Source organism: Thermoactinospora rubra (assembly GCF_002093975.1).
Lineage (GTDB): Bacteria > Actinomycetota > Actinomycetes > Streptosporangiales > Streptosporangiaceae > Nonomuraea > Nonomuraea rubra_A.
Map to the genome: position 1 here is coordinate 1 of NZ_MSZZ01000086.1, position 24,149 is coordinate 24,149.

Here is a 24,149-nt window from a genome sequence, read left to right on the forward strand (position 1 = left end):
CGTCCTGCAGAACTACGAGGTCGCGAGAGGATGAAAAAGGCTCCCTGGACGGCCGGGAAGGGCTCTCGTACGGCAGGCTCCGGGAAGCGGACGCATTCCGAGGAGCCACATGATCACCTCGGGCTCGGCGAGTCGACAGACAACCCACTCACCGACCTTTAATTCGTGATTTCTCCGATCATGTGACCCTCCCGGGTTTCGGCGGTATGCCCAGGTCATGCGGTACGCGCACGGCGGCGGGCTGACCGCCGCGCAATGCGCCAAGCGCGAACAGGTCCGGCTGGAGGCGGCTGGCCTGTTCGCTCGCGGCTACGCCGACCCCCAGGTGGCCAAGCACCTGCGGGTCAGCCGCATGTCGGCCAACCGGTGGCACCGCGCCTGGGCGCGCGGCGGCAGTGCGGCGCCGGCCTCCCACGGCCGGCCTGGCTGCCGCTGCTGGAGGAGGCGCAGTTCGCCCGGCTGGAGGCCGCGCTGCTGCACGGCCCGGCCGCGTACGGCTGGGACGACCGGTGCTGGACCCTGGCCCGCATCCGGCGGGTGATCGGCCGGAGTTTGGAAGCTGCTCAGGCGGCATGGCTGGTCGTGCCAGGTGCTTACTCCTACGTGTGGCAGGAGGCGCGCAAGCCGGCGCTCAGCCCGCCCAGGTCGCTTCGTCGCCGGCGGCCAGGCCGTACGATCTGCGGCATGCCGCTGTCTCGCTCTGGCTGAACGCGAGAGTGCCGGCGCCCGAGGTGGCCAAGCGAGCCGGGCACAGCGTGGATGTCCTGCTCCGCGTCTACGCCACGTGCATGGATGGCCAGCAGGAGCACATCAACGGGGAGATCAACGACGCTCTCCGCTAGTTAGCCGCAGCTCACATCCAGGCCCTGGTCTCGCACCGGGGCCTTCGCCCTTGCACGGGGACGGGTAGGGGACGCCAATCGCCGGCATCAGCCACGGTCACCGGTGCCGTGCGGCCGACGAAGGAGGCCCTGCGGCGGCGATCGCCCCGGCCGGCTACGGACGCCAACCATCGCCGCGATCGTCACGGCGGATGGATCTACGGCGTCGCCTCTCGTATGAGCCGGATGGCTTCCACGACATCTGCGGCGATGTGATCGGCCTGGTGCTTCTCGCCGCGGTGCCGCTTGCTATGGATCCATATCGTGCGCAGCCCTGCCGTACGGCCTCCCCGGATGTCGGCGACGAGGTTGTCGCCCACCATCCACCCGCCGCGCTCCAGCCCGGTCCCGCAGCGCTTCGCGGCGATCTCGAACAGCCCGGTGTCGGGCTTGCGGATGCCCTCCACCCCCGAGACCGCGTATCCGCCAGCCCCGTCTGGTGGAGCTTGCCGTGCTGGTTGTCCGCGGTGCCGTTGGTGACGATCCCGACCCGCCACCCCTCCGCCCGCAGCCCGGCCAGACCTTCAAGCGCTCCCGGGCAGCACCGCACGAGGTACGGCATGCGCCGCCGGTAGGCCGCTCAGAGCGTCTCGGCCGGAGCGCGCAGGCCGAACCGCTCCCGGACCTTGGCGAAGAGCAGTTCCCGATGTGGCACTCCGCTGCGATCGAGCTTGATCAGGTACTCGGCGCCCCGGCGTCCCAGCCCGTGTGCCTTGGCGAACTCCTGCGCCCACACGGCGAACACGGCGTCCAGGTCGATGAGCGTCCGGTCAAGGTCGAAGAGGGCGAGGCGCTGCACAAGACGGCACTTTAACCCTCATGATCGTCCCGCAATAGTCCCACGATCTTCGTCCTACGGCTGCACACGGTTGCCTTCCGTGGCCTACCAAGCAAAAGACCTGCGGCGCACAACCGCAGGTCAAAGCCCAAATCACTGGTCATCGAGGTGCCCCCGGCAGGATTCGAACCTGCGGCACCCGCTTTAGGAGAGCGGTGCTCTATCCCCTGAGCTACGGAGGCGCAATGCCCTAAGCCTAGCGAAATCTGAGCACTGCATGCGCCCCCACGATCCACGAGTTGTTCATGCCGCGGGTCATTCCTAGCCTGAGCTGCGGTAAAGCCATGGCAAGCGGTCCCCTGGCCGATCTCGGGATCTGGCTAGCGTCACCTCCGTGGCACGGAGGCGGAGCAGACGGACACACAGGCGAACACGTGGGCGGCCGATCGCCCTGGGGGCGGCGCTCGTGGCGCCCGCGATCCTGGCCGGTGGGCTGGTGGCCGGGGAGTACACCTACCGGCAGCAGGCCGGGGCCGTCACCGTCACGGCAACGTTCGAGCGCGCGGCCTTCGAGCCCGTGGTCGCCCCGGCGCCGCCGCATCCGGACAAGCTGTACGAAGGCGTGATTCCTGCCGCGATCCAGCCGGTTGAGGTGGAGACGGTACGGCATGCCGTACCCGTGGTGGAGAACAGATCCGCGCCGGTAGAGCACGTGCAGCCGCAGGTCAGGCAGCGGCCGGTGGTCAGACGCAGGGTCGGATGCCCGGGGGAGTGGCGGGAGACGTGGTTGTGGGAGCTGTGCCGGGAGCATGAGCGCCACGCCATGCAGGAAGGGCCATAGCGGAGGAGCCGCCAGCCAGCCATGCGGCCGCGAAGCCACAGGCGCACAGCTGCGAGGAGGAGCAGCCAAGCTTCATGCCATGCGCCTCGGCGACGTGCGGGGACGGCGAGCCGGCCTCATGGCTGCGTCGCAGGAGCCTCCACGGAGGTGAAAGAACCCCAAGAGACACCGCAAGGACAATGCGCTGAGGCGGAAGCAGCCCAGCGCCCACTGAGTACCCCCAGCCCCCGCCCTGTACGAGGCGAGCCCCGCGAATCGCCACAGAAGGCATGAGCGCCCGATCACGGACACCCCACCAACCGTCCGAAGCCCCCCGACGGCTCAAACCAGCCAAGATCCGGAATTTCGCTCACCGCGCCGAATGGTGGTCCGCAGTCTGTGAAGGCGGACACCAATCCCTAACCGGGACATAACGGCTCTCTGGACTTCGGTCCGCGCATCGAGACCGCTGTAGTAACGTGCGTGCCTGACCAAGGTAACGAGTGTGCAAATGGAGGAGTTCACCGTGCCATCCCCTCGATCAGCGGGTCTGATCGCGGTCCTCATGGCCACGACCTCCCTGTTTGTCACCCCCGTGCCGGCCTCCGCCGCCCCTCCCCGAGCAGCGGCTACCGCCCAGGCGGTCGAGAAGGACCCCACGAACCTCACCGAACTCCGCAAAGAGGTCGAGAAGGCGTCAAAACAGCTCGAAGAGGCGGACAAAGCGCTGATCAAGCGGCGTAACGAGATAGCCGCCGCGAAGGACCAGCTCAAGGCCAAACTCGACGAACTCGCTCGGATGGAGAAGGAGCTGTCCATCCGGCGCCGGCCCGTCGCCCAGATCGCCGAGCAGTACTATCAGAGCCCCATCGGCGGCGGCTTCATGTCCTTCCTGTCCGGCGAGGCCGACGAGAGCACGCTGCGCGCCATGGTGGACGCCGGGCAGATCGTCGCGGTCAGGCAGCAGGCGGTCGAGGAGACCGGACGGTTGTACGCGGACAAGCAGCGGCTGGCCGCCGAGGCTCAGGAGCTGTGGTCGGCGAACCTGCTGGCCGAGGCGCAGATGGCCGCCGAGGTGGACCTGCTCAGGCAGCGTTCGGACAAGGTCGTGAAGGAGCTCACGCAGGCGCTGGTGAAGCTCGGCATCAAGATCGACAAGGTGGGCCGTGCCGCGCTGGCCTGCAACCCGCTGGGCGTCGCCGACGCCGACCGCTACCCCAACGGCCTGATCCCCAAGAACCTGCTCTGCCCCATCCAGCAGCGCGGCCACCTGCTGCGGGCCGACGCGGCCATCGCGTTCGTGAGCCTCAACGAGGCCTACAAGAAGCAGTTCGGGCGCGACATCTGCGTCTCGGACGCCTACCGCACGCTGGCCGAGCAGCAGTCGATCTACTACCGCAGGCCCGGGCTCGCCGCCGTGCCCGGCCGCAGCAACCACGGCCTCGGCCTGGCGGTCGACCTGTGCGGCGGCGTCGAACGCTTCCGCTCGCCGCAGTTCAACTGGCTCGAGAAGTACGGCAAGCGGTACGGCTGGATCCACCCGGATTGGGCGTACTCCAGCCCCTTCGAGCCCTGGCACTGGGAGTATGACCCCAAGTCCGACTCGATCCTCTAGTGCGACGCCACCTCGCTCGCGCAGAACGCGCAGCGCCTGGCCGCCATCGGAATCTCCGACAGGCACTCCGGGCACTCCCGGTGCGTCGCCTCCTGGGCGGCGGACCGGCGCTCCTTGAGATGCGTGTACGGCTTGACGACCAGGAAGTAGACGGCGGCCGCCACGATGAGGAACGACACGATGGCATTGATGAACCTGCCGTACATGAAGTTCGACTGGCCGATGGTGACCTTCAGGGACGAGAAGTCGGGCAGCCCGCCGAACGCCGAGATCAGCGGAGTCAGGAGGTCGGCGACGAAGGAGTTCACGACCGCGGTGAACGCCGCGCCGATCACCACCGCGACGGCGAGCTCGATCACGTTGCCCTGCATGAGGAACTTCTTGAATCCGCTCATGCTGCCGAATCGTAGTTGACTGACTACGTTGCGTGTCTCAGGATCGTGATCGAGAGGCGGCCGCCCGCCTGTGCGGCCGCCAGTTGCGAGGCCTGGTCCGGCGTGGCCGCCAGCACGAGGAGTGCCCCGTGGTCGTCCCCCGCCGAGGGTGTCGCGAGGACGGTCAGCCCTTCGGCGATGGTGTGCGCGGCAGGCGCGTTCTCCCAGGCGGCGAGCACGCCGACGGTGGAACCTGGCCGGACGAGCCGTGCGGCGTCGGAGTCGGCGATCCGCACCGGCGCGGCCACCAGGCCGGGCGTCAGCCGCGCCAGCAGAGGGTCGTCCAGGAGCCGCACGTCCGTGATCGGCTCGCCCCGCCGTACCGGAGCCGCGAGAACCCACCCAGCGGGGTCCGAGGTCAGGGCTCCGTCCGGTACGGCGGAGCGGGGCAGCCGGGCGGCTTGGGTGTCGCCGGGTCGCAGGACGCCCGGGCTCAGGTCCCGGGCGGCGACCACGACCGTCGAGGCCGGGCCCTCGCCGGGCCGTACGACGGCGAGGGCGGAGGTCATCGCCACGGCGGCCAGGGCCGCGGCGATGAGACGCCGGCGCCGGCCGAACCGGCGGATCCAGGTGCGCATGTGTCGACTCCTCGTCAGGCGGGCCGGAGCCGGGGGCGCGGATCCCGGCTGCAGGTCTTCATTGGTTTGCGGACTTTGTCCGCCGTTGGAAGGCACGAACCGCCGTGGCCTTCCCGTGCCGGTTCGTGCCAGGACGGCCCTGCGGCGGCGTGAAGCGGTCGCCGGGGATGGACGGCAACCACGCCAAGCAGCCGGGTCGCCGTCTGCGGTCCGCCGCTGCCCGCTCAGGCCGAAGGTCGCGGCTCAGCGGCCCAGCAGCTCAAAGCTCGGCTGCTCAAAGGCTCAGCGACCCAAAAGCTCAGCAGCTCAAAGACTCAGTGCTCAAAGACGCAAAGGCTCAGCGAGCACCGGCATCGCTGCGCCCCAAGACGCCACGAGCCGGGACGAGCCGATGCCGTCCCGTCCTCTGCTCAACGTCCGAGCCGGAACCGGGCGGCACAACCCAGGCCCCGGCTCACCCCTCGTCCCGGACATCACGGGTCAAGGACGAACCGTCGCCCCGCGGCGGGACCGGTGCCCGGACAGAACGCCCGTCCAGGCGCCCCTCACGGCAGCTCGATCGGCAGCTTGATCCCCTTCAGCGCCGACCCGCAGTCGCACGTGCGCTCCACCTGCAACCCCTCCACGACCTGGGCCACCAGCGTGCGCATCTTCGCCACGTTCGCCGCGAAGAACGCCAGCACCTCCTCGTGCGTCACCCCTTCGCCCGCCTCGACCCCTGCGTCATGGTCCGTCACCAGGCACAGCGACGTGTAGCAAAGCTCCAGCTCCCGCGCGAGGACCGCCTCGGGGAACCCTGTCATCCCCACGATGGTCCACCCGTTGGCCGAGAACCACCGCGACTCCGCCCGGGTGGAGAAGCGCGGCCCCTCGATGACCACCAGGGTGCCGCCGTCCACCGTCTCCCAGCCCTGCGAGCGCGCCGCGGCGACGGCCACCGCCCGTCCCGAAGGGCAGTAGGGGTCCGCCAGCGACACGTGAACGGCCCCGTCGTCGTAGAACGTCTGCGCGCGCCCCGACGTGCGGTCGACGAACTGGTCGGGGACGACCAGCGTGCCCGGCCCGTGCTCAGGCCGGAGCGAGCCGACCGCGCTCGGGGCGATGACCTGCCGGACGCCGAGCGAGCGGAGCGCCCACAGGTTGGCGCGATAGGGGATGCGATGGGGCGGGAAGCGGTGATCCCGCCCGTGCCGGGGGATGAAGGCGACCGTCCGTGACCCGATGCGGCCCACCGTGACGACGTCGCTCGGCGGGCCGTACGGCGTGGCCGGCTCCACCTCCTCGGCCTCGTCGAGGAGGGAGTAGAAGCCGGAACCGCCGATGACGCCGATCTCTGCGCGAGTGACCATGGCGTGAGAGTAACCGCCCCGCCGATCCCGCAGCGCGCCCCGGCCGGGCCCTGTGGATAACTTCACCGCCAAACCGGATATCCACAACCCGGAAAGTGATCACTCGATCACTCCTCGTATGATCCCGGCATGCGCCGCCGAGACCTCTGGTTCATCCTCGTCGCGCTGATGCTGGGCATGCTCCTGGCCGCGCTCGACCAGACCATCGTCTCCACCGCGCTGCCCACGATCGTCAGCGACCTGGGCGGGCTGGACCACCTGTCATGGGTGGTGACGGGTTACATGCTGGCCTCCGCGGTCTCCACGCCGCTGTGGGGCAAGCTGGGCGACCAGTACGGCCGCAAGAGGCTCTTCATCACCGCGATCGTGATCTTCCTGGCCGGCTCCGCGCTGTGCGGCCTGAGCCAGACGATGGGCCATCTCATCGCCTTCCGCGGCCTCCAGGGGCTGGGTGGCGGCGGCCTCATGGTGCTCGCCCAGGCGATCGTCGGCGATGTGGTCCCGGTGCGCGAGCGCGGCAGATACCAGGGCCTGTTCGGCGGCGTGTTCGCCGTCTCCAGCGTGGTCGGCCCCCTGCTCGGCGGGCTGTTCGTCGACCACGTGTCCTGGCGCTGGGTCTTCTACATCAACCTGCCGATCGGCGTGGTCGCGCTACTGGTGATCGTCTACGCGCTTCCCTCCAAACCGGAGCGCACCCGCCACAGGATCGACTATGCCGGGGTGGTGCTGCTCGGCGGCGCGACCTTCTGCCTGGTGCTGGTCACGACGTGGGGCGGCCAGACGTACGCCTGGACCGACCCGGTGATCGTCGGCCTGCTCGTCGCCGCCGCGGTGATGCTCGGATTGTGGGGGTTCGCGGAGACCCGCGCCAAGGAGCCGGTGCTGCCGTTGCGCCTGTTCAGGATGCGGGAGTTCACCATGGCGTCGCTGGTGGGCTTCGTCGTGGGCTTCGGCATGTTCGGGGCGCTGACCTACCTGCCGCTGTTCATGCAGGTCGTGTACGGCGTGAGCGCCACCATGTCGGGCGTGCACCTGGTGCCGATGATGGCCGGAATGCTCGGGTTCTCCATCCTGAGCGGCCGGCTCATCGCCCGCACGGGACGATACAGGCTCTACCCGATCCTGGGGACCGCCGTCGCGACGGTCGGGATGCTGCTGCTGTCCACGCTGACCGAGCACAGCTCGACGCTGACGGTGAGCCTGTACCTCCTCACCCTGGGCGCCGGCCTCGGCCTGGCCGTGCAGGTGCTCGTGATCGTCGTGCAGAACTCCGTCGGCCATGCCGATCTCGGTGTCGCCACCAGCGGGGCGACGTTCTTCCGCTCGATCGGCGGCTCGTTCGGCGTGGCGGTCCTGGGCTCGGTGTTCACCTCGCGCCTGCGCGACGACCTGGCGGAGGTCGTGAGGACCACACCGCTGCCGCAGGGCTTCGACCCGGCGGCGGCGCAGGCCGACCCGACGGTGATCCAGCGGCTTCCCCCGCAGCTCCGCGGCGACTTCCTCCACATCTACGCCGACTCGATCGCGACGGTGTTCGCGGTGGCCGCCCCCGTCGTGGCCGTGGCGTTCGTGCTGTCGTGGTTCATCCCGCAGCGCCGGCTCAGGGAGACGACGAAGGCGATCGACCTGGGCGAGGGCCTGGGCGCCACCTCGGCCGAGCGCAGCTCGCTGGAGGAGGTGGAGCGCGGTCTGGTACGGCTGGCCGACACCGAGCTGCGCCGCGACTACTACGCCAGGCTCGGGGCGGCCGTGGGCATGGGAGACTTCCCGCCCCAGAGCGTCTGGGTGGTCGCCAGGCTCGCCGGGCACGACTGGGTGCGTGCCGAGCAGCTGGCCGCGAGGGCGAAGGTCCCCAGAGCGCGGGGCCGGCCGTACGTCGACCGGCTCGTCGAGGCTGGGCTGGTGGTCCGGTCGCCCGACGGGGAGTCGCTGAGGCTGACGCCGGAGGGAGAGCGCAAGGCGGCGGACCTGGTGGTCCGTTGCGGCCACACGCTTCGCGCGCTGCTGGCGGACTGGGGCGACCATCCGGAGCTGGCGCTCATGTGCGACCGCATCTCACCCGGGCTGCTCGGCGCCGACCGTGATCGTTGATCGTGCCGGGTGGAGGCGATGGCCGGGCCGCGGGCCGGGAGCGTCAGCTGGAGGCGGCGGCCGCCGCGGGAGCCGAGGTCGAGGACGAGTCGGACTTGCTCTCCGACTTGCCGTTGCTGCTGCTCGTCGTGCTCGAGGTGCTGGACGAGGACCGGTTGTCGGTGCGGTAGAAGCCCGACCCCTTGAACACGATGCCGACCGCGGAGAAGACCTTGCGAAGCTTGCCCTGGCAGGCGGGGCAGATCGTCAGAGCGTCGTCGGAGAACTTCTGGACGACCTCGAGCTGCTCACCGCAGTCATTGCAGACGTACTGATAGGTGGGCACGCGCTCCTCCTAAAAGCTGGCACTCGACCTATGCGACTGCTAATCATAAACGACACGCCGAGCTGACTCATTCCATACCTCGCTCGCCGTACCAACCGGCCAGCTTGCCGGCGCGCGAGACGGCCCGCAGGCGGCGTTCGACCTGTTCACGGCAGTTGGCGGCGGTGACCACGAGGACCTGGTCGCCGACCCTGACGCGGGTCGTCTGGCTGGGCACGAACGACTTGCCCTCGCGCACGATGAGCGTGACGGCCGCGTCGGCGGGCAGCCGCAGCTCGAAGATCTCCACGCCGTGCAGCTGCGACCCCGGCGGGACCCTGACCTGCAGCAGGTCGGCGTTGAGCTCCTCCAGCGGGGCGGACTCGACCTCCAGGTCCAGTGCCTCGGCGGGGGCGCTCACGCGCAGCAGCCGCGCCACGAACGGCAGCGTCGGGCCCTGGACCAGCGTGAACACCACCACGATGACGAAGACCTGGTCGAACAGGTCCTGCGAGCCGGGCACCCCCGCCGCCCAGGGGATGGTGGCCAGCACGATGGGCACCGCGCCGCGCAGCCCGGCCCATGACAGGAACGCCTGCTCGCGCCAGCTGATCGTGTCGAGCCTCGTCACCCTCGCCGCCAGCGCGCACACCACGACCGAGATGGGCCGGGCGAGCAGCACGAGGACCGTTCCAGCGATCAGGCCGGGAACGATCGAGGAGGACATCTGCTTGGGGCTGGCCAGCAGGCCCAGCATGACGAACAGCCCGATCTGCGCCAGCCACGCGGCCCCTTCGGCGAACCCGCGCGTGGCCGCGCGGTGCGGCAGGCGCGCGTTGCCCAGCATCAGCCCGGTCAGGTAGACGGCCAGGAAGCCGGAGCCGTGCGCCATGACGGCTCCGCCGTACGAGACGAAGGTGAGGGCCAGCACGGCGAGGGGGTACAGGCCGGAGGCGGGCAGGGCGACGCGGCGCAGCGCGTAGGCGCCGGCCGGGCCCACGACGAACGCCACGGCGGCGCCGATGGCCAGCTCCAGCACGGTGTTCCACAGGAACATCCACGCCGACGGCATGGGCGTGGTGATGTTGCTGAGCAGCACCACGACGATGACGGTGGGCGCGTCGTTGAACCCCGACTCGGCCTCGAGGATCCCGGCCAGCCGCGGCGGCAGGGGCAGGCGGCGCAGCACGGAGAACACCGCGGCGGCATCCGTCGAGGCCAGCACCGCGCCGAGGATCAGGGCCAGGCGCCAGTCGAAGCCGAGCAGGTACCGCACGGCCAGCGCGACGATCAGGATACTCACCCCGATGCCGAGCGTGGCCAGCAGGAGCGCGCTGGGGATGGCGGGCCGGACATGTCGCCAGTTGGTGGTCAGGCCGCCTTCCGCCAGGATGACGGCGAGCGCGAACAGGCCGATGTTCCGGGCCAGTTCTGGATCGCTGAACGGGATACCGAGCGCGGAGTCGCCCAGCAGCAGGCCGAAGCCGAGGAAAAGCAGGAGGCTGGGCAGCCCGCTTCGATGCGCCACGGCGACCGACGCGATGGCGGCGATGACGACGGCGGCGCCGAGCAGGATCACGACATCGAGGTTCATCTAGTGCACAAGAGTAGTGATGGTGCATCCCTCCATCAGCACAGCGGTCCCGCCTTACTCGGGCGCGGCCGGTAGCCTCACGAGTCCCTCTGGTGTCGCGGCCCAGCGCACCGCCTGGTCGTGAGGTTCGGCGGGAATGCCCTCGACCAGCTCGCCGTCGTGCAGCAGGGCGACCGTCGGGACGTTGGGGCCAACCCTGGCCAGGGCGCGGTCGTAGGAGCCGCCGCCGCGGCCCAGCCGTACGCCCGTGGTCCTGTCCACGGCCAGCGCGGGCACGATGACCAGGGCCGCCGTGCGGATGGCCGCGACGCCCCGGCGCGTGTCGACCGGTTCCATGATTCCGGAACGTCCGGGTGCGAGCGTGTCCGGGCCGTCGTAGACCGCCCAGTCCAGATCGTCGTCCTCTCTGTGCACAGGCAAGATCACGGTGGCGCCGTGTTTCCACAGGGCGAGGACCAGGCCGTGCGTCTCGGGCTCGGTGCCGGTAGACCAGTAGCAGGCAACCAGCCCGGCCATCTGCACCCACGGCTGATCGAGGAGGGTCTCACGGATGAATGTCGCGTTTGCCCGGCGCCGCTCGGGGGAGAGGGAGGCGCGGGCCGCGAGCAGTTCGCGGCGGAGCTTCACCTTGTCCATGAGGTACCTCCACTAGGGTCTAACCATGGCTGACTTCGACCCTGTGACGAAAGCCGTCGTGCCCGCCGCGGGTCTGGGCACCCGGTTTCTCCCGGCGACCAAGGCGACACCCAAGGAGATGTTGCCCATTGTCGACAAGCCCGCGATCCAGTATGTCGTCGAGGAGGCGGCCTCCGCCGGGCTGCTCGACGTGCTGATGGTCACGGGCAAGAACAAAAGGTCGATCGAAGACCACTTCGACCTGGCCTTCGAGCTTGAGGCCGCGCTGGAGGCCAAGGGCGACGACGAGCGGCTCTCCCAGGTGCGCGAGCCGGCTTCCCTGGCGACGCTCCACTATGTACGGCAGGGCGAGCCGCGCGGCCTCGGCCACGCCGTGCTGTGCGCCAAGCAGCACGTCGGCGGCCACCCGTTCGCCTGCCTGCTCGGCGACGACCTCATCGACCACCGCGACGAGCTGCTCAAGCGCATGATCGAGGTCCGCAACACCTACGGCGGCAGCGTCGTGGCGCTCATGGAGGTGCCGCGCGAGCAGGTCTCCCTGTACGGCGTGGCCACCATCGCGCCGACCTCCGAGGAGGACGTGGTGCGTGTCACCGACCTGGTGGAGAAGCCCCCGGCGGACGAGGCGCCGTCCAACTGGGCGATCATCGGGCGCTACGTCATCGACCCCGCGGTGTTCGAGGTGCTGGAGAACACCCCGCCCGGGCGCGGCGGCGAGATCCAGCTGACCGACGCGCTGCGCACGCTGGCCGGGCGCTCCTCCGAGGACGGCGGGCCGGTGCACGGCGTGCTGTTCCGCGGCCGGCGCTACGATACCGGCGACAAGCTCGAGTATCTCCGCACGGTGGTGCGCTTCGCGGCCGACCGGCCCGACCTGGCGCCGGAGTTCGTGCCGTGGCTGCGGGAGTTCCTCGATGAAATCGGTTGACGCGCACCTGGCCGACATCCTGGCCACGGTGCGCGCGCTGGCTCCGCTGGAGGTGGAGCTGGAGCAGGCCCTCGGCACCACGCTCGCCGAGGAGGTCGCCTCGCCCGTGCCGCTGCCGCCCTTCGACAACTCGGCGATGGACGGCTACGCGGTGCGGGCCGCGGACCTGCCGGGCGTCCCGGTGACGCTCCCGGTGATCGACGACGTCGCGGCCGGGTCCGGCGAGCTGCGTGCCGTCGGGCCCGGCCACGCCGTACGCATCATGACGGGGGCCCCGCTGCCCGCGGGAGCCGACGCGGTCGTGCCCGTGGAGTGGACCGACGGCGGGACGGCCACGGTCACGATCGGCCGGGCCGCGCCGCCCGGCAACGCGATCCGGCGCGCCGGGGAGGACGTCCAGGCCGGCGAGATCGTGCTCAAGCCCGGCACGCTGATCGGCCCGCCGCAGCTGGGCATCCTGGCCGGGGTCGGCCGCCGCCGTGTCCTGGTCCGCCCGCGCCCGCGCGTCGTCGTGATCTCCACGGGCGCGGAGCTGGTCGAGCCCGGCAACCCGCTGGGCCCCGGCCAGATCTGGGACTCCAACAGCTACACCCTCGCCGCGGCGGTCCGCGAGGCCGGCGGCGAGTGCTTCCGCGTGGGCATCGTGGGTGACGACGCCGCGGCGTTCCTCGACCAGCTCGACGCCCAGCTGGTCCGCGCCGACCTGGTCATCACCAGCGGCGGCGTGTCCATGGGCGCCTACGAGCCGGTCAAGGAGGCCCTCTCGCCGCTGGGCACCGTGCGGTTCGAGCGAGTCGCCATGCAGCCCGGCATGCCGCAGGGGTTCGGCGTGGTGGGCGACGACCAGGTGCCGATCTTCACGCTGCCGGGCAACCCGGTGTCGTCGTACGTGTCCTTCGTCCTGTTCGTCAGGCCGGCTCTGCGCAAGATGCAGGGACTGCCCGCCGGGCCGCCCGCCCCGGTGCCCGCCCGCACCACCGCGCCGCTGCGGTCGCCGCAGGGCCGCCGCTCGTTCCTGCGCGGCATCCTGGCCGACGACGGCACGGTCGCGCCCGTCCACGGCCAGGGCTCCCACCAGCTGGCCGCCCTCGCCGCGGCCAACTCGCTCATCGTGGTGCCCGAGGAGGTGACCGAGGTGCCCTCCGGCGCTTTCGTGCAGGTGATCAGGCTATGACCGGGTTCACGCATCTCGACGAGACCGGCGCCGCCCGCATGGTCGACGTCTCCGCCAAGGAGACCTCGGCCCGTACGGCTACCGCCACCGGACGTGTGCTGCTGTCGGCCGAGGCCGTCGCGCTGCTCAGGTCGGGGGAGGTGCCCAAGGGCGACGCGCTCGGCGTGGCCCGCATCGCGGGCATCATGGGGGCGAAGCGGACGCCTGACCTGATCCCGCTGTGCCATCCGATCGCCCTGCACGGCGTGAAGGTCTCCCTGGAGGTGGTCGACTCGAGGGTGGAGATCACCTGCGTGGTGAAGACCGCCGATCGGACCGGCGTGGAGATGGAGGCGCTGACCGCTGTGTCGGTGGCGGCGCTGGCGCTGATCGACATGGTCAAGGCGGTCGATCCGGCGGCGGTGATCACCGATGTGCGGGTCGAGGAGAAGACCGGCGGCAAGACCGGGATCTGGAGGCGGCCGTCGTGATGCGCGCTCTCGTCATCACCGTGTCGAACCGCGCATCCGCCGGGATTTATGAGGACAAGTCAGGGCCTGTCCTGGCCGAGGGGCTCGCCGAGGCCGGGTGCCAGGTCGACGGGCCGCTCGTCGTGCCCGACGGGCAGCCGGTCGAGGACGCCCTGCGCCAGGGGGTGGCCGGCGGCTACGACGTCATCGTCACCACGGGCGGCACCGGCCTCACGCCCCAGGACCTGACCCCCGAGATGACCGCCCGCGTCATCACCCGCGAGATCCCGGGCATCGCCGAGGCCGTCCGCCAGGCCAACCGCGACAGGGTGCCGACGTCGGTGCTGTCCCGGGGGCTGGCCGGACAGGCCGGCCGTACCCTCATCGTGAACCTTCCGGGATCGACCGGCGGCGTGCGCGACGGACTGGCCGTCCTGGCGCCGATCCTGCGTCACGCGGTGGATCAGATCCATGGTGGTGACCACCCCCGCTGAGAGATGATGCAGGCGTGGATGGATTTCGAGGCTGGCCTGCGACGCTGACGGAGGGACCCGTGGGGCTGCGGCCCCTGCGGCTCACCGACGTCCGCGTGTGGCGCGAGACCAGGCTCCGCAACGCCGACTGGCTGCGTCCGTGGGAACCCAGCAATCCCGAGACGCCGCTGTTCCGCACCGGGCTGGGGCCGTACATCTCGATGGCCGCCACCCTGCGCAGGGAGGCCCGCCAGGGCATGGCCATGCCGTGGGTCATCACCTACGAGGGCCGTTTCGCCGGGCAGCTCACCGTGGGCGCCATCGTGTGGGGCGCGGCGCGCTCCGCTCAGGTGGGCTACTGGATCGACGGCGCGCTGGCCGGGCGGGGCATCACCCCCACCGCCCTGGCCATGGCAGTGGACCACTGCTTCTTCACCGCCGGACTGCACCGCGTCGAGGCCAGCATCCGGCCCGAGAACCACGCCAGCCGTCGCGTGGTGGAGAAGCTCGGGTTCAGGGAGGAAGGCATCCGCCGCCGCCAGCTCCACATCGACGGGGCCTGGCGCGACCACATCTGCTACGCCTTGACCGTGGAGGACGTCCCCCGTGGCCTGCTGGTCCAGTGGCGCCGGGCGGGCTCCGCCGTTGAAGAGCTTTGACGATCTCGCGACACACCGCACCGAATACTCGTCAATCAGTGACACGCGGTCTTACGGTGCGTGACGTGAGCACATCGAAGACGCGACCAGACCCCATGCGTTTTCGTGCTGCCCAGCGGAGGCCGTCATGAGTCCGGCCATCATCTATGTTGCCATCGTCGTGATGTGGCTGTGCGTCCTGGTGCCGATGTGGCTGCGCCGGGACAAGAGCCACCTCGCCGAGCTCCAGGAGGAGCTCTACGACGTCGACGAGATGATCGAGGTGGCCTCCGAGCCGGAGACCTACGACCCGGACACCCTGGAGCGGTCGCTGGCCGACTTCCGCCACATCCGCGCCCGGCACCGCGCGATCATCGTCGCCCGCCGCCGCCGCATGCTCTTCTTCTCCGTGCTGCTGGTGCTCGCCTCGGTGATCACGGCGGCGGTGAAGGTCATCCCGTGGTGGGGGGTGGCTCCCTCGGGCGTCGTGCTGCTGGCCTACCTCGGGGTGCTGCGCATCGCGGTCAAGGTGGACCGGGAGCGGCGGATGCGCGCCGTCCAGGCCCGCCGCGAGCGGGCTCGCCGCCGCGAGCAGCGCCGCCTCGCCGAGCTCGCGGCCCGCGAGGCCGCCGAGGCGGAGGTCATCGCCTTCACGGCCCGGCAGGAGGACGTTCTGTTCGATCAGTACGCGGATCCGCCGAGGCGTGCCGTCGGTGATTGATTCGATGGCGCGAGGACCCTCCAGGGTTTGCTAATCTAGTCGAGGTCCTTGGGGATGTAGCGCAGTCCGGTAGCGCACTTCGTTCGCATCGAAGGGGTCAGGGGTTCAAATCCCCTCATCTCCACCGGGAAGATGCAGGTGAGAAGGGTCTTCGGAGTAATTCGGAGGCCCTTTTCTCATGTCTGGAAGTCGATGGGAGCCAATCGGGGAGCCATCTCACTCGGACTCTCTACCCGTGTCGGCTGTCGCCGAAGATGGTGTTCATGGTCTGAGCACCTTTGGTGATCACTGGCCTGAGCTGGTGCCGGTATACCGCTTCCGTGACGCTGGTGCCCGCGTGCCCGACGAGATCGGCGATGGTCTCGATGGGTACGCCCTGGTCACTCATGATGGAGACGAAGGAGTGACGCAGTTCGCGGGGACTCCAGGCGGTTCCGATCCCTGCTTCCTTCGTGATCTTGCGGAATGTCCGTCGCACGTTCGAGGCATCCAGTGGGGTGCCGACGCTCGTGCAGAACACCAGGTTGTGATCTTGCCAAGTCTCGCCTGCCTTGAGCTTCTGGGCGGCTTGGCGGGTGTGGTGCTGCCGGAGTGCCTCAGCGGCCAGTTTGGGCAGCTCCAGCGTGCGGGTCTTGGTGTCACCTCCTTCTCGGTCGGCGCGCCATACATAGATGGCGAACTTCTTGTGCTTGAACCCCACCTCGGTCACCGGTCGCCACTGCTTGAGCTCGGGTCTCCACGCGACGACGTGATCCCAGCGCAGCGCGCGGGCTTCCTCGGTGCGGATGCCCGTCGTGAGGCTGGTCACCACGTAAGCATGGAGTTCGGAGGACTCTGCGGCCTTGAGTACCGCTTCTGCCTGGTGTCGAGTGAGCGCCTTGCTCGGTCGCCCGTCCGTACCCTTGGCCGTGGTGACCAGCTCGGCAACGTTCCTGAGCACCATGTCACGTGCCTGAGCTTGCCGGATGGCCCTCTTCAGTGCGCTGTGAATCTCCCGCAGGGTGGTGGCCAGCTTGCTGGCGAGCTGGTCAAGCCACTCATCCACGTGATCGGCGCGTAGCTGCTGGAGCTTGATCCTCCCCAGTGCCGGGATGATGTGCGTCTCGGCGAGGATGCGTAGCTTGGTGACGGCGTTCTCAGACCGGCCCTTGAGGCCCTTGCTGAGCCAGTCGTTGACGGCATCACGCACGGTGTAGGTCTCCGACGCGGTGACGCCTGCCTCAAGGTCCTTGACGGCCTTGATCAGCTTGTCCTTGACCACGGCCTTGGTCTTGCCCTTGCGCTTGAGGCGCTGGCGCTTGCCGTCGGGACCGAACCCGAGGGAGATCGCTCCGGTGTAGCCCTCCCCCTCGGGATAGATGGTCGCTTCGTACTTGCCGATCAGGATTTTGGCCAAGGGATCACCCCTTCTCGTGACGGTTGAGATACTCCTCAATCGCCTTCCTGATCACCCACGACACATCCCGCTCTTGCGACTCGGCGTACCTGCGGAGACGGTTTTTCAGCTCCGCGTCCACCCGGACGGGTGGCAGGGTCGTTCGGTCGCTCGTCATTGACGGCTTCCTTTCGTGTCATGCAGTTATCAAGAGGCGCTTGCCGGGTTGTGCGGCGGTGCCGCACAACCCGTCCCGTAGAACTTTGTAGCACGACGTTCTACGCCTCGTCTATCGCTTCCAGAGAGGAAACGAAGTCGGCAAGGTGCTGGTCGGTGATCCGGCGGAGTTTGCCGATCTTGATGCTCTTGAGCTGGCCTGTACGGAGAAGGAAGTAGACCTTGTCACGTCCGATGCTCAGCATCTCCGCCACTTGCTCGACGGTGTATGCCTGCATGTGCATCCCCCCTCTCGTTCCTCGGTGTGCGGCTCCCTTCCTTCACGGGGTTCCGCGATGATTACGGCATGTAATCGTCCGTCCGTTCGTCCGTCAGCGTCTGTCAGGCGCTATATACGCGCAGACGCGCGGACGGACACGGACAACGGACGCGGACGATTACGGATCGTGTATCTCGGGGAGCGCTCGCCAGCGTCCCCGCGTGACCTGTTCGACCTGGCGCGCACCCGGCGGGCCGGCACGGAATACAGGCTGCCTTCGAAGGAGACCAGGCAGTCCTTGCCGACTCGGCGCAGGTGCTTGTCGGCCACCACATACCCTGTCGAGGGCAGCGGTTGTAACGCGGCGTGGTCGCGCTCGGCACGGACGCTGATGACCTCACCGTGGGTGCGGTGCACCTGGCCGCGGCGGATCGGTACCCATGCGGCGAACGCGTTATCGAGCTCGTCCAGCGAGGTGAAGGTGCGGCCGGCCAGGACGTGATCGCGGACGATCTCGACCTGCCGCTCGACCCGGCCCTTGCCAGTGGGCCGGTAGGCGGCCCGCACGTCGATGTCGAAGCCGTAGTGCCCCGCAACCGCCACCGCTTCCGGGTGCAGCGGCACCGCCTGGCCCGGGGCGACATGCCGCCGCACGACGGTCTTGGTGCGATCGTAGACGATCACGCCCGGGACGCTGCCGAAGTGGGTGAACGCCCGCCGGTGGCACTCCCAGAACGTGGCCAGGTCCTGGCTGGTGGTAAAGCAGCAGAACGGGTCGCGCGAGTACGACAGCACCATGTGGAAGGAGTAAACCTTGGCGATCCCTGCATGAGCCAAGATCGCACCTTCCTCGCCCCAGTCCACCTGGGCTTGGGCCCCGGCTACGGTCTCGAACCGGCGGTGCAGCCCCTCCAGCCCGGCCTCGTTGTGCTCGGCCAGCTCGGCGGCGATCCGCGGCCGGGCTTCGGCGCAGTACATCTTGACCCGCTGGTAGTGGCCGTCCCAGCCGTGCTCGGCGGCCAGCCGCTCGTGGATCACGCTGGCCTTGAGGGTAATGTCGGCGCGTAGCCACGCATCGACCACCCCGGCCAGGCGGTCGATCTTGCGGGGCTGGGTGCCCTTGCGCGAGGGCGCCACCGGCGCAGCGACCGGCGGCTCGGCGGTCAGATACTTCTCGACGGTCTTCCAGTCATGCCCGGTCTGCCGGGCGCTCTCGGCGATGCTCATGCCCGCCTGATGCAGGATGCGGAACCTGCGAATGTTCATCCACTCCTCCGGATCCAGGATCATCGGAAGCGGTCACCCTTCGGACTTGTCTGATCGCGAACCGACAAGCCGAAGGGTGATCACTCCTCGCGTCGATCACGTCATCGACACGCCGAGGACTCTGGACGTGAGTCGTACGCGGACAGCCCTGGGCCGCGGAGCTTGGCATGGGCGATGTTGGCGGCTTCTGCAGGCGGGCTTGTTGCGCCCCTTGTAGGGGACGCGCACGTGCTCACCGGCGCCGACATAGCCCTTGTCGGCAAGGGTGACCAGGTCGACGGCTTCCAAACGGTGCAGGATGCCCCAGATCCGGGCGGCTTTGAGGTCGTGCACCGAGCCGGGCAGCGATCCGGAGGTCCACAGCGGTGTGCCATCCGGGTAGCCAGGACCTGGATGTTCATGCCGTGCTTCTTATGCTTGCCCGAATAGTAGGGGCGGTCGGCGGCCACGCGGTCGATGGGGATGAGGGTGCCATCCAGCACCAGGTAGGGGTAGCCGGCGCGCTTGGCCGTGCGTAACACCTGATCCAGGCGGGGTGAGCGGGCGGCGAGCAGGGTGACGGCTTCACGGATGTAGCGCCAGGCGGTGGCCACTCCGACCCCGAAGCCTGCGGCGATCTCGGTGAGCGTCTCGCCCTTGCGCAGGTGAACGAGGACGAGCAAGGCCTGCTGGCCGGGGTTGAGGCGCCGCCACGGAGAGTTGATCTCCTTGCGGTGCCGGCGCAGGACGCCGGACAGGTAGGACAAGGTCTGAGGTGACAACGACAGCGCGGCGCGGTAGAACAGCAACTCGGAGCCTCTGGTCTAATGTTGATCTTGGTCGACAACCCTTCTACCAGGGGCTCTTCTACTTGTCGATCAAGCCCTACACTCGCCACGTCCATGACCTGCGCCTTCGGGTTGGAAAACCCTCAGTAATTTAGTTTCTGGTTAGTAAGGTCCCTTAAGTTTCAGGCTCGCGGAAATCGAACGGTGATCAGCCAGGGTCGCGGGCGTCGAACTGCGGGGAGAAGACCGGGTCCTTCTTGTCAACCTTGATCAGGGTCTCAACGACCGTGCCCTTGAGGTCCACGATGCCGTAGCCATGGCGGACGGGCGCGAGCAGATGCTGCTCGTCATACCAGCCGAGCGCGTCATCCCGTACGAGCTTGTGCTCCTGTCGCGGGTTGGCCAACTTGATCTTGGCGACAGGCTTGCCGGTTGCCGTGTCCCACACGCAGGCTACGCGCATTGGACTGCATGCGGTGACGAAGCGGCGACCCGACGGGGAGAACGTCCCCAGTGCGTGGCCAACCGGGTAACCACGCACCGGCCAGGTACGCTTGGCCACGCCCTGGAGATCGAACTGGCGGATGACGGACTTGCCGTTCGTGCCCCACTGGGCCACGATGCCCTTGCCGTCGCGGGTCCACTGAAAGCCGCCGCTCGCGAGGAGGGCGTTCTCGACGCGGACGAACCTCGGTTCCAGCGACGGCACGTCGATCAGCACGATTCCCTCCGAACGGAGCGCATAGCCGCGCCTCCAAGGTTTGAAGACGTTCAGCAGCAGGTGCTTGCCGTCCGGAGACCAGGTGGGCCAGGCGGCACCCAGATAGAGGCTGGTCGTCTCGGGATCAACAGGAACGGGCAACTCGACGTCTGTCGATTCACCGGTCCTGCGGTCCAAGAACCGCATCTTGGGAGGAAGGTCCACGCGGAACGATGCATGCGTAACCTGCCACCGCTCATCGGGGGAAACGGTCACGGGCCCGACGTATGGCTTGACGAACGCGCGCCTGGCCGGGCTCCAAACCCATCGATGTAAAAGGTCATACCTGGAGCCTGCCTTGACGCAACAGTAGGAGGTGAGCTGGACCGGTCGACCCGCCATTTTCGCCACGATCTCGGCGCTGGTGTCCGGCAACCTGCCGACCGGCGGTTGGACAGGCGGCGCACCGAGTACCGCAGCCAACGCCAACGCAACCCCTGCATTCGCGATCATTTCGACTCCCCGGACCGAACACTTAAGAATCCAGGCCAGTTAGAACCTCGGCATGGTGACCGACTTCTGTGAAGCTGCTGTCCGCCTCCACGGGCGTCAGGGCGCCTTCCTCTGAGCCCAAGAATTGCTCATTGTTAGCCCTGGCTGGATGGCATCTACGCCCGGCCTTATTGCCCGTAACCCCCCAAGGGTGGTGGCTGAGGACGGTCACCGTGACGGGCTTGCCCGGATGAGGTTCGATGCGGTCCGCAACTCTCCTGCAATGGCCTCCATGTCACACTTCTGTGCACCACACCCGGGTTTTGCGAAGGCTTGAGACAAGGGGAGCGGGTTCAGAAGGAGGCCAATCCCGGTCGATGCTCGGCCAGACTATCGCGGGCCGTCGAAATACAGCAGGAACATCATGCCGACAATCATCAGCAGCACACCAACCCAGGCAATATTCAATACCGCCAGCAGGATGCGCCGCCATAGCGGATCCCTTTCCGGGAAAGGCCGATGCAACTTGCGATATCTCATCGCGGGGTTCCCTCCGCGTTTATGCCGTCGGCGGCGGTCGTGTCGGCCGACCACGGCGAACAGCTATTCATTGACGAGCAGCCAGAGCTCCGAGCGCCCACCTCCGACGTCATCACACCGATAATCCAAGGCGTTGCCCTGGGCGACGTATTGGTTCCCTCGCCGGAAGCACTCGAAGTGTCCCCATGTTCCGGCATAGCGCCAATAGGCGCGCATCGAGCCGTCTACGCTGATCAGCGAAGACACGGACGAGCTGCCGGCGCTTCCCGTCATGGTATTCGCGTGGGCAATTGATGTCATGGATATTACGGCGGCACCGACCGCCACTCCCACCAACATCGCCTTTGTTGCTGCGAGCTTGATACCGAAGGCCGCCATGGGCCAATGGAACTACAACATCATTTGCTGCGGTATGGTCCTATAGCGGAAGGCAAGGCCGCTGATGCCTCACTGAGCCTTCCAACACTTCACCCTGCATTCCACCCCGACCTACTCCTCCTGGATCAACCAGGTTGAACGCTGGTTCGTCGAACTGGAGCGACGCTGCCTGAAACGCGGCAACTTCTGCTCCCACGACGCGCTCAAGACCGCGCTGGAAGCGTGGATCAAGATCTGGAACGAGGAAGCCGAGCCGTTCGGGTGGACCAAGACCGCCGACCGGATCCTCGACCGCGTCCGCCGCCACTGCGACCGAATCTCAAAACCGCTCACCAGGCGGCCCGGTGCTCATGGCAGCTCCGCGGGCCCTTCGACCACCCGAATGTCGAGCTGGTCGGCGATCTCGCCCAGCACGTCCTGCACGGCCACCGTGTCGGCCAGCGGCATGATCTCGCTCTCGGTGTGCCCTCCAGCCACGCGTTCGGTGACCTCGACCAGCTCGTGGGTGTAGCCGGCGCCGGTGAGGGGGGCGTCGATGGTCTCCGGGGCATGCCCATCGCGGTACAGCACGATCCGGTTGGGGTAGTGGAATCGCGGCGGCACTTGGATCCAGCCGGTCGTGCCCAGCACCCGGGCCTCCCCGGGGGCCGGGCTCCGCAGCGAGGCGAACAGCAGCGCCGAGCGGCCTCCCGGGTAACGCAGCAGCACCGACTCCTCCACGTCGACTCCGCTCTCATGCAGGACGCCGTGCGCGACGACCGCTTCCGGGGTGCCCAGCAACATTTGGGCGAACGAGACCGGGTAGACACCCAGGTGGAATAGCAGGCCGTCACCCAGCTCGGGGTTGTAGGACTGGGTCGCCGGATCTACGGGGTGGCGTAACCCGAGATTCGCGGTCACCGTGCACACCTCGCCGATCGCCCCGTCGGCCACCAGCTCGCGCAGCCGGACCACGGCCGGACAGAACCGAGTCCACATCGCCTCCATGGCGAAGCGGCCGGCCGCGCCCGCCGCCGCGACGACCTCCCGGGTCGCCGCCGGGGTGACCGTGAACGACTTCTCCACCAGGATCGCCTTGCCGGCGGCCAGCGCGGCCAGGGCCAGCGCGCGGTGCTGGGGATGCGGGGTGGCCAGGTAGACGACATCCACATCCGGGTCGTCGAGCAGTCCCCGGTAGGACCCGTGCGCCCTTGGGACCTGCCCGTGACCGGCGTGCGCGGCGTGCGCGGCGGCGAACGCCTCCGCTCGCTCGGCCGAGCGCGAGCCGACGGCGGTGAGTACCGCGTTCGGCACGTGGAGCAGGTCCCGCATCACCTTGTCGGCGATCGCCCCCGTGCCGGCCACGCCCCACCGCACGGCCATACCTCGATCATGGCCCATCCGCCCCATTCGGCCGACAGTCGCGGCATCCGTAAATGCGCCCTCCTCATACGACGCAAAGGGCATCATCGCCCTCCTTCCGGCGCACTCCAGGCACTCAAGCGCGGGGCAGCTCGCTCGACGCCTGCGATACCTGCTTCATGGGACGGCGACGACAGGGAAGCATCCATGATTTCCACAAACAACGGCGCTCGCACACCGTATCCCTGCCAAACCCCTTACGTGTTCGCCCGGCACAGCATGGGTTCATGATTCCGGGCAGCGGCAAGACTGTGCTATGGACCAATGGTGGAAGACCCGGCACCTCTCCCTATAACCAAGTCAATGGTTACAGGGAGTTCATCATGCGGCCCTTTCATCCCCAGGCGAAGGCGGCTGATCCCGGGTCGCGCTGCGCGAGCCGGATCTGCCGATGGCCCACCTGGACAGCCCCTCCCGGGAGGTGAAGCCGCCGGCCGACCATCGCGACGACTTGATCAGCCAGCGGACCTGGATCTGCAGCCGGCTGCGCGCCGCCTTGTTTCCCGGTCCAGGCACGAGAACGCCACCCGTCTTCTGGTATCGGGCGTGAGGTCGCACGCCGCCGGTGGCGGAGCAGGTGATCCTCGCGATGGCCTTGGCGACGCCGACGAACTGGACTTCTCCGCGCGGGAGTCACCATGCTGTTCTGGTCATGCGGAATCAGGCGCTATGCCCCATTCCCATGCCTCGTCACGACCAGGCGCGCTGCCTCGGTCGGGCCGACGCCAAGGAGGCGAGCAACAGGTGCGGATCTTGACCGATGGGAGAGCGAGCTCCGCATTCGTCGGACGCGACGAAGAGCTGGCCCGGTTGCGGTCGGCCTACGTGCAGGCGGTGCAGAGCAGACCGGTCCTGGCGCTGGTCAGTGGCGAAGCCGGCATCGGCAAGACGCGCCTGGTGGAGGAGTTCGCGCAAGCCCTGCCTGAGAGGGCGTGCGTGCTGTGGGGGCGTTGCGTCGATCTGGGAGCGGAGGGACTGCCCTTCGCGCCCTTCGCCTCGGCGTTCCGGCGGCTGGTTCGCGACCGAGGCGTTGAGGCGATCACGACATTGCTGCCAGAGAGCGGCTGCGGCGGATTGATGGGCCTGCTCCCAGAACTTGCCGGTCCGTCCCGCAGCCCGGCGTCGGGAGCGGCAGGCGATCCGGCACCAGGGCTCGGTCCGGCGTACGGCAGGACGCACCTGTTCGGTGAGATCGCAACCCTGTTCGAACGTCTTGCCGCCCAACAGCCCGTCGTACTCATCCTGGAGGATCTGCACTGGGCTGACGGCTCCAGCCGCGCCCTGCTGTCTGAACCACTCCGACTTTCGTGGAGGCCCTGAAGCCAGCATCA

26 protein-coding genes, 2 tRNA genes and 2 pseudogenes are annotated in these 24,149 nt (G+C 68.5%); 12 read left to right on the forward strand and 18 right to left on the reverse strand.

All coding sequences use genetic code 11. The annotated features are described in order from the left end of the window. Positions 1–217: 217 nt before the first annotated feature. Positions 218–631: pseudogene (locus BSB02_RS43810) on the forward strand (helix-turn-helix domain-containing protein); the annotation flags it as partial. 408 nt (positions 632–1,039) lie between these two features. Here BSB02_RS43810 and BSB02_RS42770 read toward each other — a convergent pair. The 3 genes from BSB02_RS42770 to BSB02_RS37700 form a co-directional block, all read right to left on the reverse strand. Next, positions 1,040–1,288 carry an HAD family hydrolase gene (locus tag BSB02_RS42770; protein WP_240507022.1) on the reverse strand — a complete coding sequence of 83 codons (249 nt, stop codon included), beginning with the start codon at positions 1,286–1,288 and terminating at the stop codon, positions 1,040–1,042. A gap of 173 nt (positions 1,289–1,461) precedes the next feature. Beyond that, on the reverse strand, positions 1,462–1,680 hold the full coding sequence (locus tag BSB02_RS42775; RefSeq protein WP_240507024.1) for a hypothetical protein: 219 nt from the start codon (positions 1,678–1,680) through the stop codon (positions 1,462–1,464). 148 nt (positions 1,681–1,828) lie between these two features. After that, positions 1,829–1,901, reverse strand: a tRNA-Arg gene (locus BSB02_RS37700). A gap of 224 nt (positions 1,902–2,125) precedes the next feature. On the opposite strand from BSB02_RS37700, the gene BSB02_RS37705 reads away from it, so the two are divergent. Both BSB02_RS37705 and BSB02_RS37710 read left to right on the forward strand, forming a co-directional pair. Next, complete coding sequence (locus BSB02_RS37705) at positions 2,126–2,500, forward strand: hypothetical protein (protein WP_084965800.1); 375 nt, start codon at positions 2,126–2,128, stop codon at positions 2,498–2,500. Positions 2,501–2,990: 490 nt separating this feature from the next. After that, positions 2,991–4,094, forward strand: coding sequence for a D-alanyl-D-alanine carboxypeptidase family protein (locus BSB02_RS37710; protein ID WP_240507026.1), 1,104 nt, complete (start codon positions 2,991–2,993; stop codon positions 4,092–4,094). Here the strand turns inward: BSB02_RS37710 and mscL are convergent. The 3 genes from mscL to BSB02_RS37725 all read right to left on the reverse strand — a co-directional run bounded on the left by mscL (position 4,091) and on the right by BSB02_RS37725 (position 6,455). Next, the gene (mscL, locus tag BSB02_RS37715) at positions 4,091–4,489 is read right to left on the reverse strand and encodes a large conductance mechanosensitive channel protein MscL (RefSeq protein WP_084965802.1); all 399 of its coding nucleotides are present in this window, start codon (positions 4,487–4,489) and stop codon (positions 4,091–4,093) included. The two genes, BSB02_RS37710 and mscL, sit on opposite strands and share 4 nt — an antisense overlap. 23 nt (positions 4,490–4,512) lie before the next feature. Further along, positions 4,513–5,106 carry an SAF domain-containing protein gene (locus BSB02_RS37720; RefSeq protein WP_084965803.1) on the reverse strand — a complete coding sequence of 198 codons (594 nt, stop codon included), beginning with the start codon at positions 5,104–5,106 and terminating at the stop codon, positions 4,513–4,515. Positions 5,107–5,651: 545 nt separating this feature from the next. Continuing rightward, on the reverse strand, positions 5,652–6,455 hold the full coding sequence (locus tag BSB02_RS37725) for an S-methyl-5'-thioadenosine phosphorylase (RefSeq protein ID WP_084965804.1): 804 nt from the start codon (positions 6,453–6,455) through the stop codon (positions 5,652–5,654). Between the two features lie 129 nt (positions 6,456–6,584). On the opposite strand from BSB02_RS37725, the gene BSB02_RS37730 reads away from it, so the two are divergent. Then, positions 6,585–8,546, forward strand: a complete 1,962-nt coding sequence (locus BSB02_RS37730; protein WP_084965805.1) for an MFS transporter — start codon at positions 6,585–6,587, stop codon at positions 8,544–8,546. A gap of 43 nt (positions 8,547–8,589) precedes the next feature. Here the strand turns inward: BSB02_RS37730 and BSB02_RS37735 are convergent, their stop codons facing one another. From BSB02_RS37735 to BSB02_RS37745, 3 genes are all read right to left on the reverse strand, one after another. Then, complete coding sequence (locus tag BSB02_RS37735; protein ID WP_084965806.1) at positions 8,590–8,871, reverse strand: FmdB family zinc ribbon protein; 282 nt, start codon at positions 8,869–8,871, stop codon at positions 8,590–8,592. Between the two features lie 67 nt (positions 8,872–8,938). Next, positions 8,939–10,444: a potassium/proton antiporter gene (locus BSB02_RS37740; RefSeq protein WP_084965807.1), complete on the reverse strand. Its 1,506-nt coding sequence runs from the start codon at positions 10,442–10,444 to the stop codon at positions 8,939–8,941. A 54-nt stretch (positions 10,445–10,498) separates the two neighbouring features. After that, positions 10,499–11,080: a 5-formyltetrahydrofolate cyclo-ligase gene (locus tag BSB02_RS37745; RefSeq protein ID WP_084965808.1), complete on the reverse strand. Its 582-nt coding sequence runs from the start codon at positions 11,078–11,080 to the stop codon at positions 10,499–10,501. A gap of 25 nt (positions 11,081–11,105) precedes the next feature. On the opposite strand from BSB02_RS37745, the gene galU reads away from it, so the two are divergent. The 7 genes from galU (at position 11,106) to BSB02_RS37780 (ending at position 15,587) form a co-directional block, all read left to right on the forward strand. Further along, positions 11,106–12,008: a UTP--glucose-1-phosphate uridylyltransferase GalU gene (gene galU, locus BSB02_RS37750; RefSeq protein WP_084965809.1), complete on the forward strand. Its 903-nt coding sequence runs from the start codon at positions 11,106–11,108 to the stop codon at positions 12,006–12,008. Continuing rightward, on the forward strand, positions 11,995–13,182 hold the full coding sequence (gene glp, locus BSB02_RS37755; protein ID WP_084965810.1) for a molybdotransferase-like divisome protein Glp: 1,188 nt from the start codon (positions 11,995–11,997) through the stop codon (positions 13,180–13,182). The genes galU and glp overlap by 14 nt, the downstream gene beginning before the upstream one ends. Then, positions 13,179–13,652 carry a cyclic pyranopterin monophosphate synthase MoaC gene (moaC, locus tag BSB02_RS37760; RefSeq protein ID WP_084965811.1) on the forward strand — a complete coding sequence of 158 codons (474 nt, stop codon included), beginning with the start codon at positions 13,179–13,181 and terminating at the stop codon, positions 13,650–13,652. Before glp ends, moaC begins: the two co-directional genes overlap by 4 nt. Then, positions 13,652–14,125, forward strand: a complete 474-nt coding sequence (locus tag BSB02_RS37765; RefSeq protein WP_084965812.1) for a MogA/MoaB family molybdenum cofactor biosynthesis protein — start codon at positions 13,652–13,654, stop codon at positions 14,123–14,125. The genes moaC and BSB02_RS37765 overlap by 1 nt, the downstream gene beginning before the upstream one ends. A 14-nt stretch (positions 14,126–14,139) precedes the next feature. Next, the gene (locus BSB02_RS37770) at positions 14,140–14,763 is read left to right on the forward strand and encodes a GNAT family N-acetyltransferase (protein ID WP_084965813.1); all 624 of its coding nucleotides are present in this window, start codon (positions 14,140–14,142) and stop codon (positions 14,761–14,763) included. A gap of 127 nt (positions 14,764–14,890) precedes the next feature. Further along, on the forward strand, positions 14,891–15,463 hold the full coding sequence (gene sepX, locus BSB02_RS37775) for a divisome protein SepX/GlpR (protein ID WP_084965814.1): 573 nt from the start codon (positions 14,891–14,893) through the stop codon (positions 15,461–15,463). Positions 15,464–15,513: 50 nt separating this feature from the next. Beyond that, positions 15,514–15,587: transfer RNA gene (locus BSB02_RS37780), tRNA-Ala, on the forward strand. A 105-nt stretch (positions 15,588–15,692) separates the two neighbouring features. On the opposite strand, the gene BSB02_RS42780 is transcribed toward BSB02_RS37780, so the two are convergent. From BSB02_RS42780 to BSB02_RS37820, 9 genes and pseudogenes are all read right to left on the reverse strand, one after another. Beyond that, entirely contained in the window at positions 15,693–16,859 is a 1,167-nt protein-coding gene (locus BSB02_RS42780; protein WP_084965815.1) for a tyrosine-type recombinase/integrase, read from the reverse strand. Between the two features lie 4 nt (positions 16,860–16,863). Then, complete coding sequence (locus tag BSB02_RS43815) at positions 16,864–17,016, reverse strand: CopG family ribbon-helix-helix protein (protein WP_084965816.1); 153 nt, start codon at positions 17,014–17,016, stop codon at positions 16,864–16,866. A gap of 100 nt (positions 17,017–17,116) precedes the next feature. After that, positions 17,117–17,293 (reverse strand): helix-turn-helix domain-containing protein, encoded by a 177-nt coding sequence (locus BSB02_RS37795; RefSeq protein ID WP_206185106.1) that lies wholly within the window; start codon positions 17,291–17,293, stop codon positions 17,117–17,119. A 110-nt stretch (positions 17,294–17,403) separates the two neighbouring features. Then, the gene (gene istA / locus BSB02_RS37800; protein WP_206185107.1) at positions 17,404–18,564 is read right to left on the reverse strand and encodes an IS21 family transposase; all 1,161 of its coding nucleotides are present in this window, start codon (positions 18,562–18,564) and stop codon (positions 17,404–17,406) included. Positions 18,565–18,686: 122 nt separating this feature from the next. Next, a pseudogene (locus tag BSB02_RS37805) lies at positions 18,687–19,328 on the reverse strand (transposase family protein); the annotation flags it as partial. Between the two features lie 187 nt (positions 19,329–19,515). Beyond that, complete coding sequence (locus tag BSB02_RS37810; RefSeq protein ID WP_143591696.1) at positions 19,516–20,205, reverse strand: TolB-like translocation protein; 690 nt, start codon at positions 20,203–20,205, stop codon at positions 19,516–19,518. Positions 20,206–20,889: 684 nt separating this feature from the next. Then, a complete protein-coding gene (locus tag BSB02_RS40955; RefSeq protein WP_158088864.1) occupies positions 20,890–21,039 on the reverse strand; it encodes a hypothetical protein in 150 nt (49 codons plus the stop codon). Positions 21,040–21,102: 63 nt separating this feature from the next. Then, entirely contained in the window at positions 21,103–21,417 is a 315-nt protein-coding gene (locus tag BSB02_RS40320; RefSeq protein WP_143591698.1) for a hypothetical protein, read from the reverse strand. Positions 21,418–21,765: 348 nt separating this feature from the next. Beyond that, the gene (locus BSB02_RS37820) at positions 21,766–22,779 is read right to left on the reverse strand and encodes a Gfo/Idh/MocA family protein (RefSeq protein ID WP_084965819.1); all 1,014 of its coding nucleotides are present in this window, start codon (positions 22,777–22,779) and stop codon (positions 21,766–21,768) included. 783 nt (positions 22,780–23,562) lie between these two features. Between BSB02_RS37820 and BSB02_RS37825 the strand changes: the two genes are divergently transcribed. Next, entirely contained in the window at positions 23,563–24,138 is a 576-nt protein-coding gene (locus tag BSB02_RS37825; RefSeq protein WP_158088865.1) for an ATP-binding protein, read from the forward strand. The last annotated feature ends 11 nt before the right edge of the window (positions 24,139–24,149 follow it).

Excerpts from the sequence above, each read along its gene's own strand:
- BSB02_RS37710 (WP_240507026.1), top strand. The coding sequence starts at position 2,991 with ATGGAGGAGTTCACCGTGCCATCCCCTCGATCAGCGGGTCTGATCGCG.
- mscL (WP_084965802.1), bottom strand. The coding sequence starts at position 4,489 with ATGAGCGGATTCAAGAAGTTCCTCATGCAGGGCAACGTGATCGAGCTC.
- BSB02_RS37720 (WP_084965803.1), bottom strand. The coding sequence starts at position 5,106 with ATGCGCACCTGGATCCGCCGGTTCGGCCGGCGCCGGCGTCTCATCGCC.
- BSB02_RS37725 (WP_084965804.1), bottom strand. The coding sequence starts at position 6,455 with ATGGTCACTCGCGCAGAGATCGGCGTCATCGGCGGTTCCGGCTTCTAC.
- BSB02_RS37730 (WP_084965805.1), top strand. The coding sequence starts at position 6,585 with ATGCGCCGCCGAGACCTCTGGTTCATCCTCGTCGCGCTGATGCTGGGC.
- BSB02_RS37740 (WP_084965807.1), bottom strand. The coding sequence starts at position 10,444 with ATGAACCTCGATGTCGTGATCCTGCTCGGCGCCGCCGTCGTCATCGCC.
- BSB02_RS37745 (WP_084965808.1), bottom strand. The coding sequence starts at position 11,080 with ATGGACAAGGTGAAGCTCCGCCGCGAACTGCTCGCGGCCCGCGCCTCC.
- galU (WP_084965809.1), top strand. The coding sequence starts at position 11,106 with ATGGCTGACTTCGACCCTGTGACGAAAGCCGTCGTGCCCGCCGCGGGT.
- glp (WP_084965810.1), top strand. The coding sequence starts at position 11,995 with ATGAAATCGGTTGACGCGCACCTGGCCGACATCCTGGCCACGGTGCGC.
- moaC (WP_084965811.1), top strand. The coding sequence starts at position 13,179 with ATGACCGGGTTCACGCATCTCGACGAGACCGGCGCCGCCCGCATGGTC.
- BSB02_RS37765 (WP_084965812.1), top strand. The coding sequence starts at position 13,652 with ATGCGCGCTCTCGTCATCACCGTGTCGAACCGCGCATCCGCCGGGATT.
- sepX (WP_084965814.1), top strand. The coding sequence starts at position 14,891 with ATGAGTCCGGCCATCATCTATGTTGCCATCGTCGTGATGTGGCTGTGC.
- BSB02_RS43815 (WP_084965816.1), bottom strand. The coding sequence starts at position 17,016 with ATGACGAGCGACCGAACGACCCTGCCACCCGTCCGGGTGGACGCGGAG.
- BSB02_RS37795 (WP_206185106.1), bottom strand. The coding sequence starts at position 17,293 with ATGCAGGCATACACCGTCGAGCAAGTGGCGGAGATGCTGAGCATCGGA.
- istA (WP_206185107.1), bottom strand. The coding sequence starts at position 18,564 with ATGATCCTGGATCCGGAGGAGTGGATGAACATTCGCAGGTTCCGCATC.
- BSB02_RS40955 (WP_158088864.1), bottom strand. The coding sequence starts at position 21,039 with ATGAGATATCGCAAGTTGCATCGGCCTTTCCCGGAAAGGGATCCGCTA.
- BSB02_RS40320 (WP_143591698.1), bottom strand. The coding sequence starts at position 21,417 with ATGGCGGCCTTCGGTATCAAGCTCGCAGCAACAAAGGCGATGTTGGTG.
- BSB02_RS37820 (WP_084965819.1), bottom strand. The coding sequence starts at position 22,779 with ATGGCCGTGCGGTGGGGCGTGGCCGGCACGGGGGCGATCGCCGACAAG.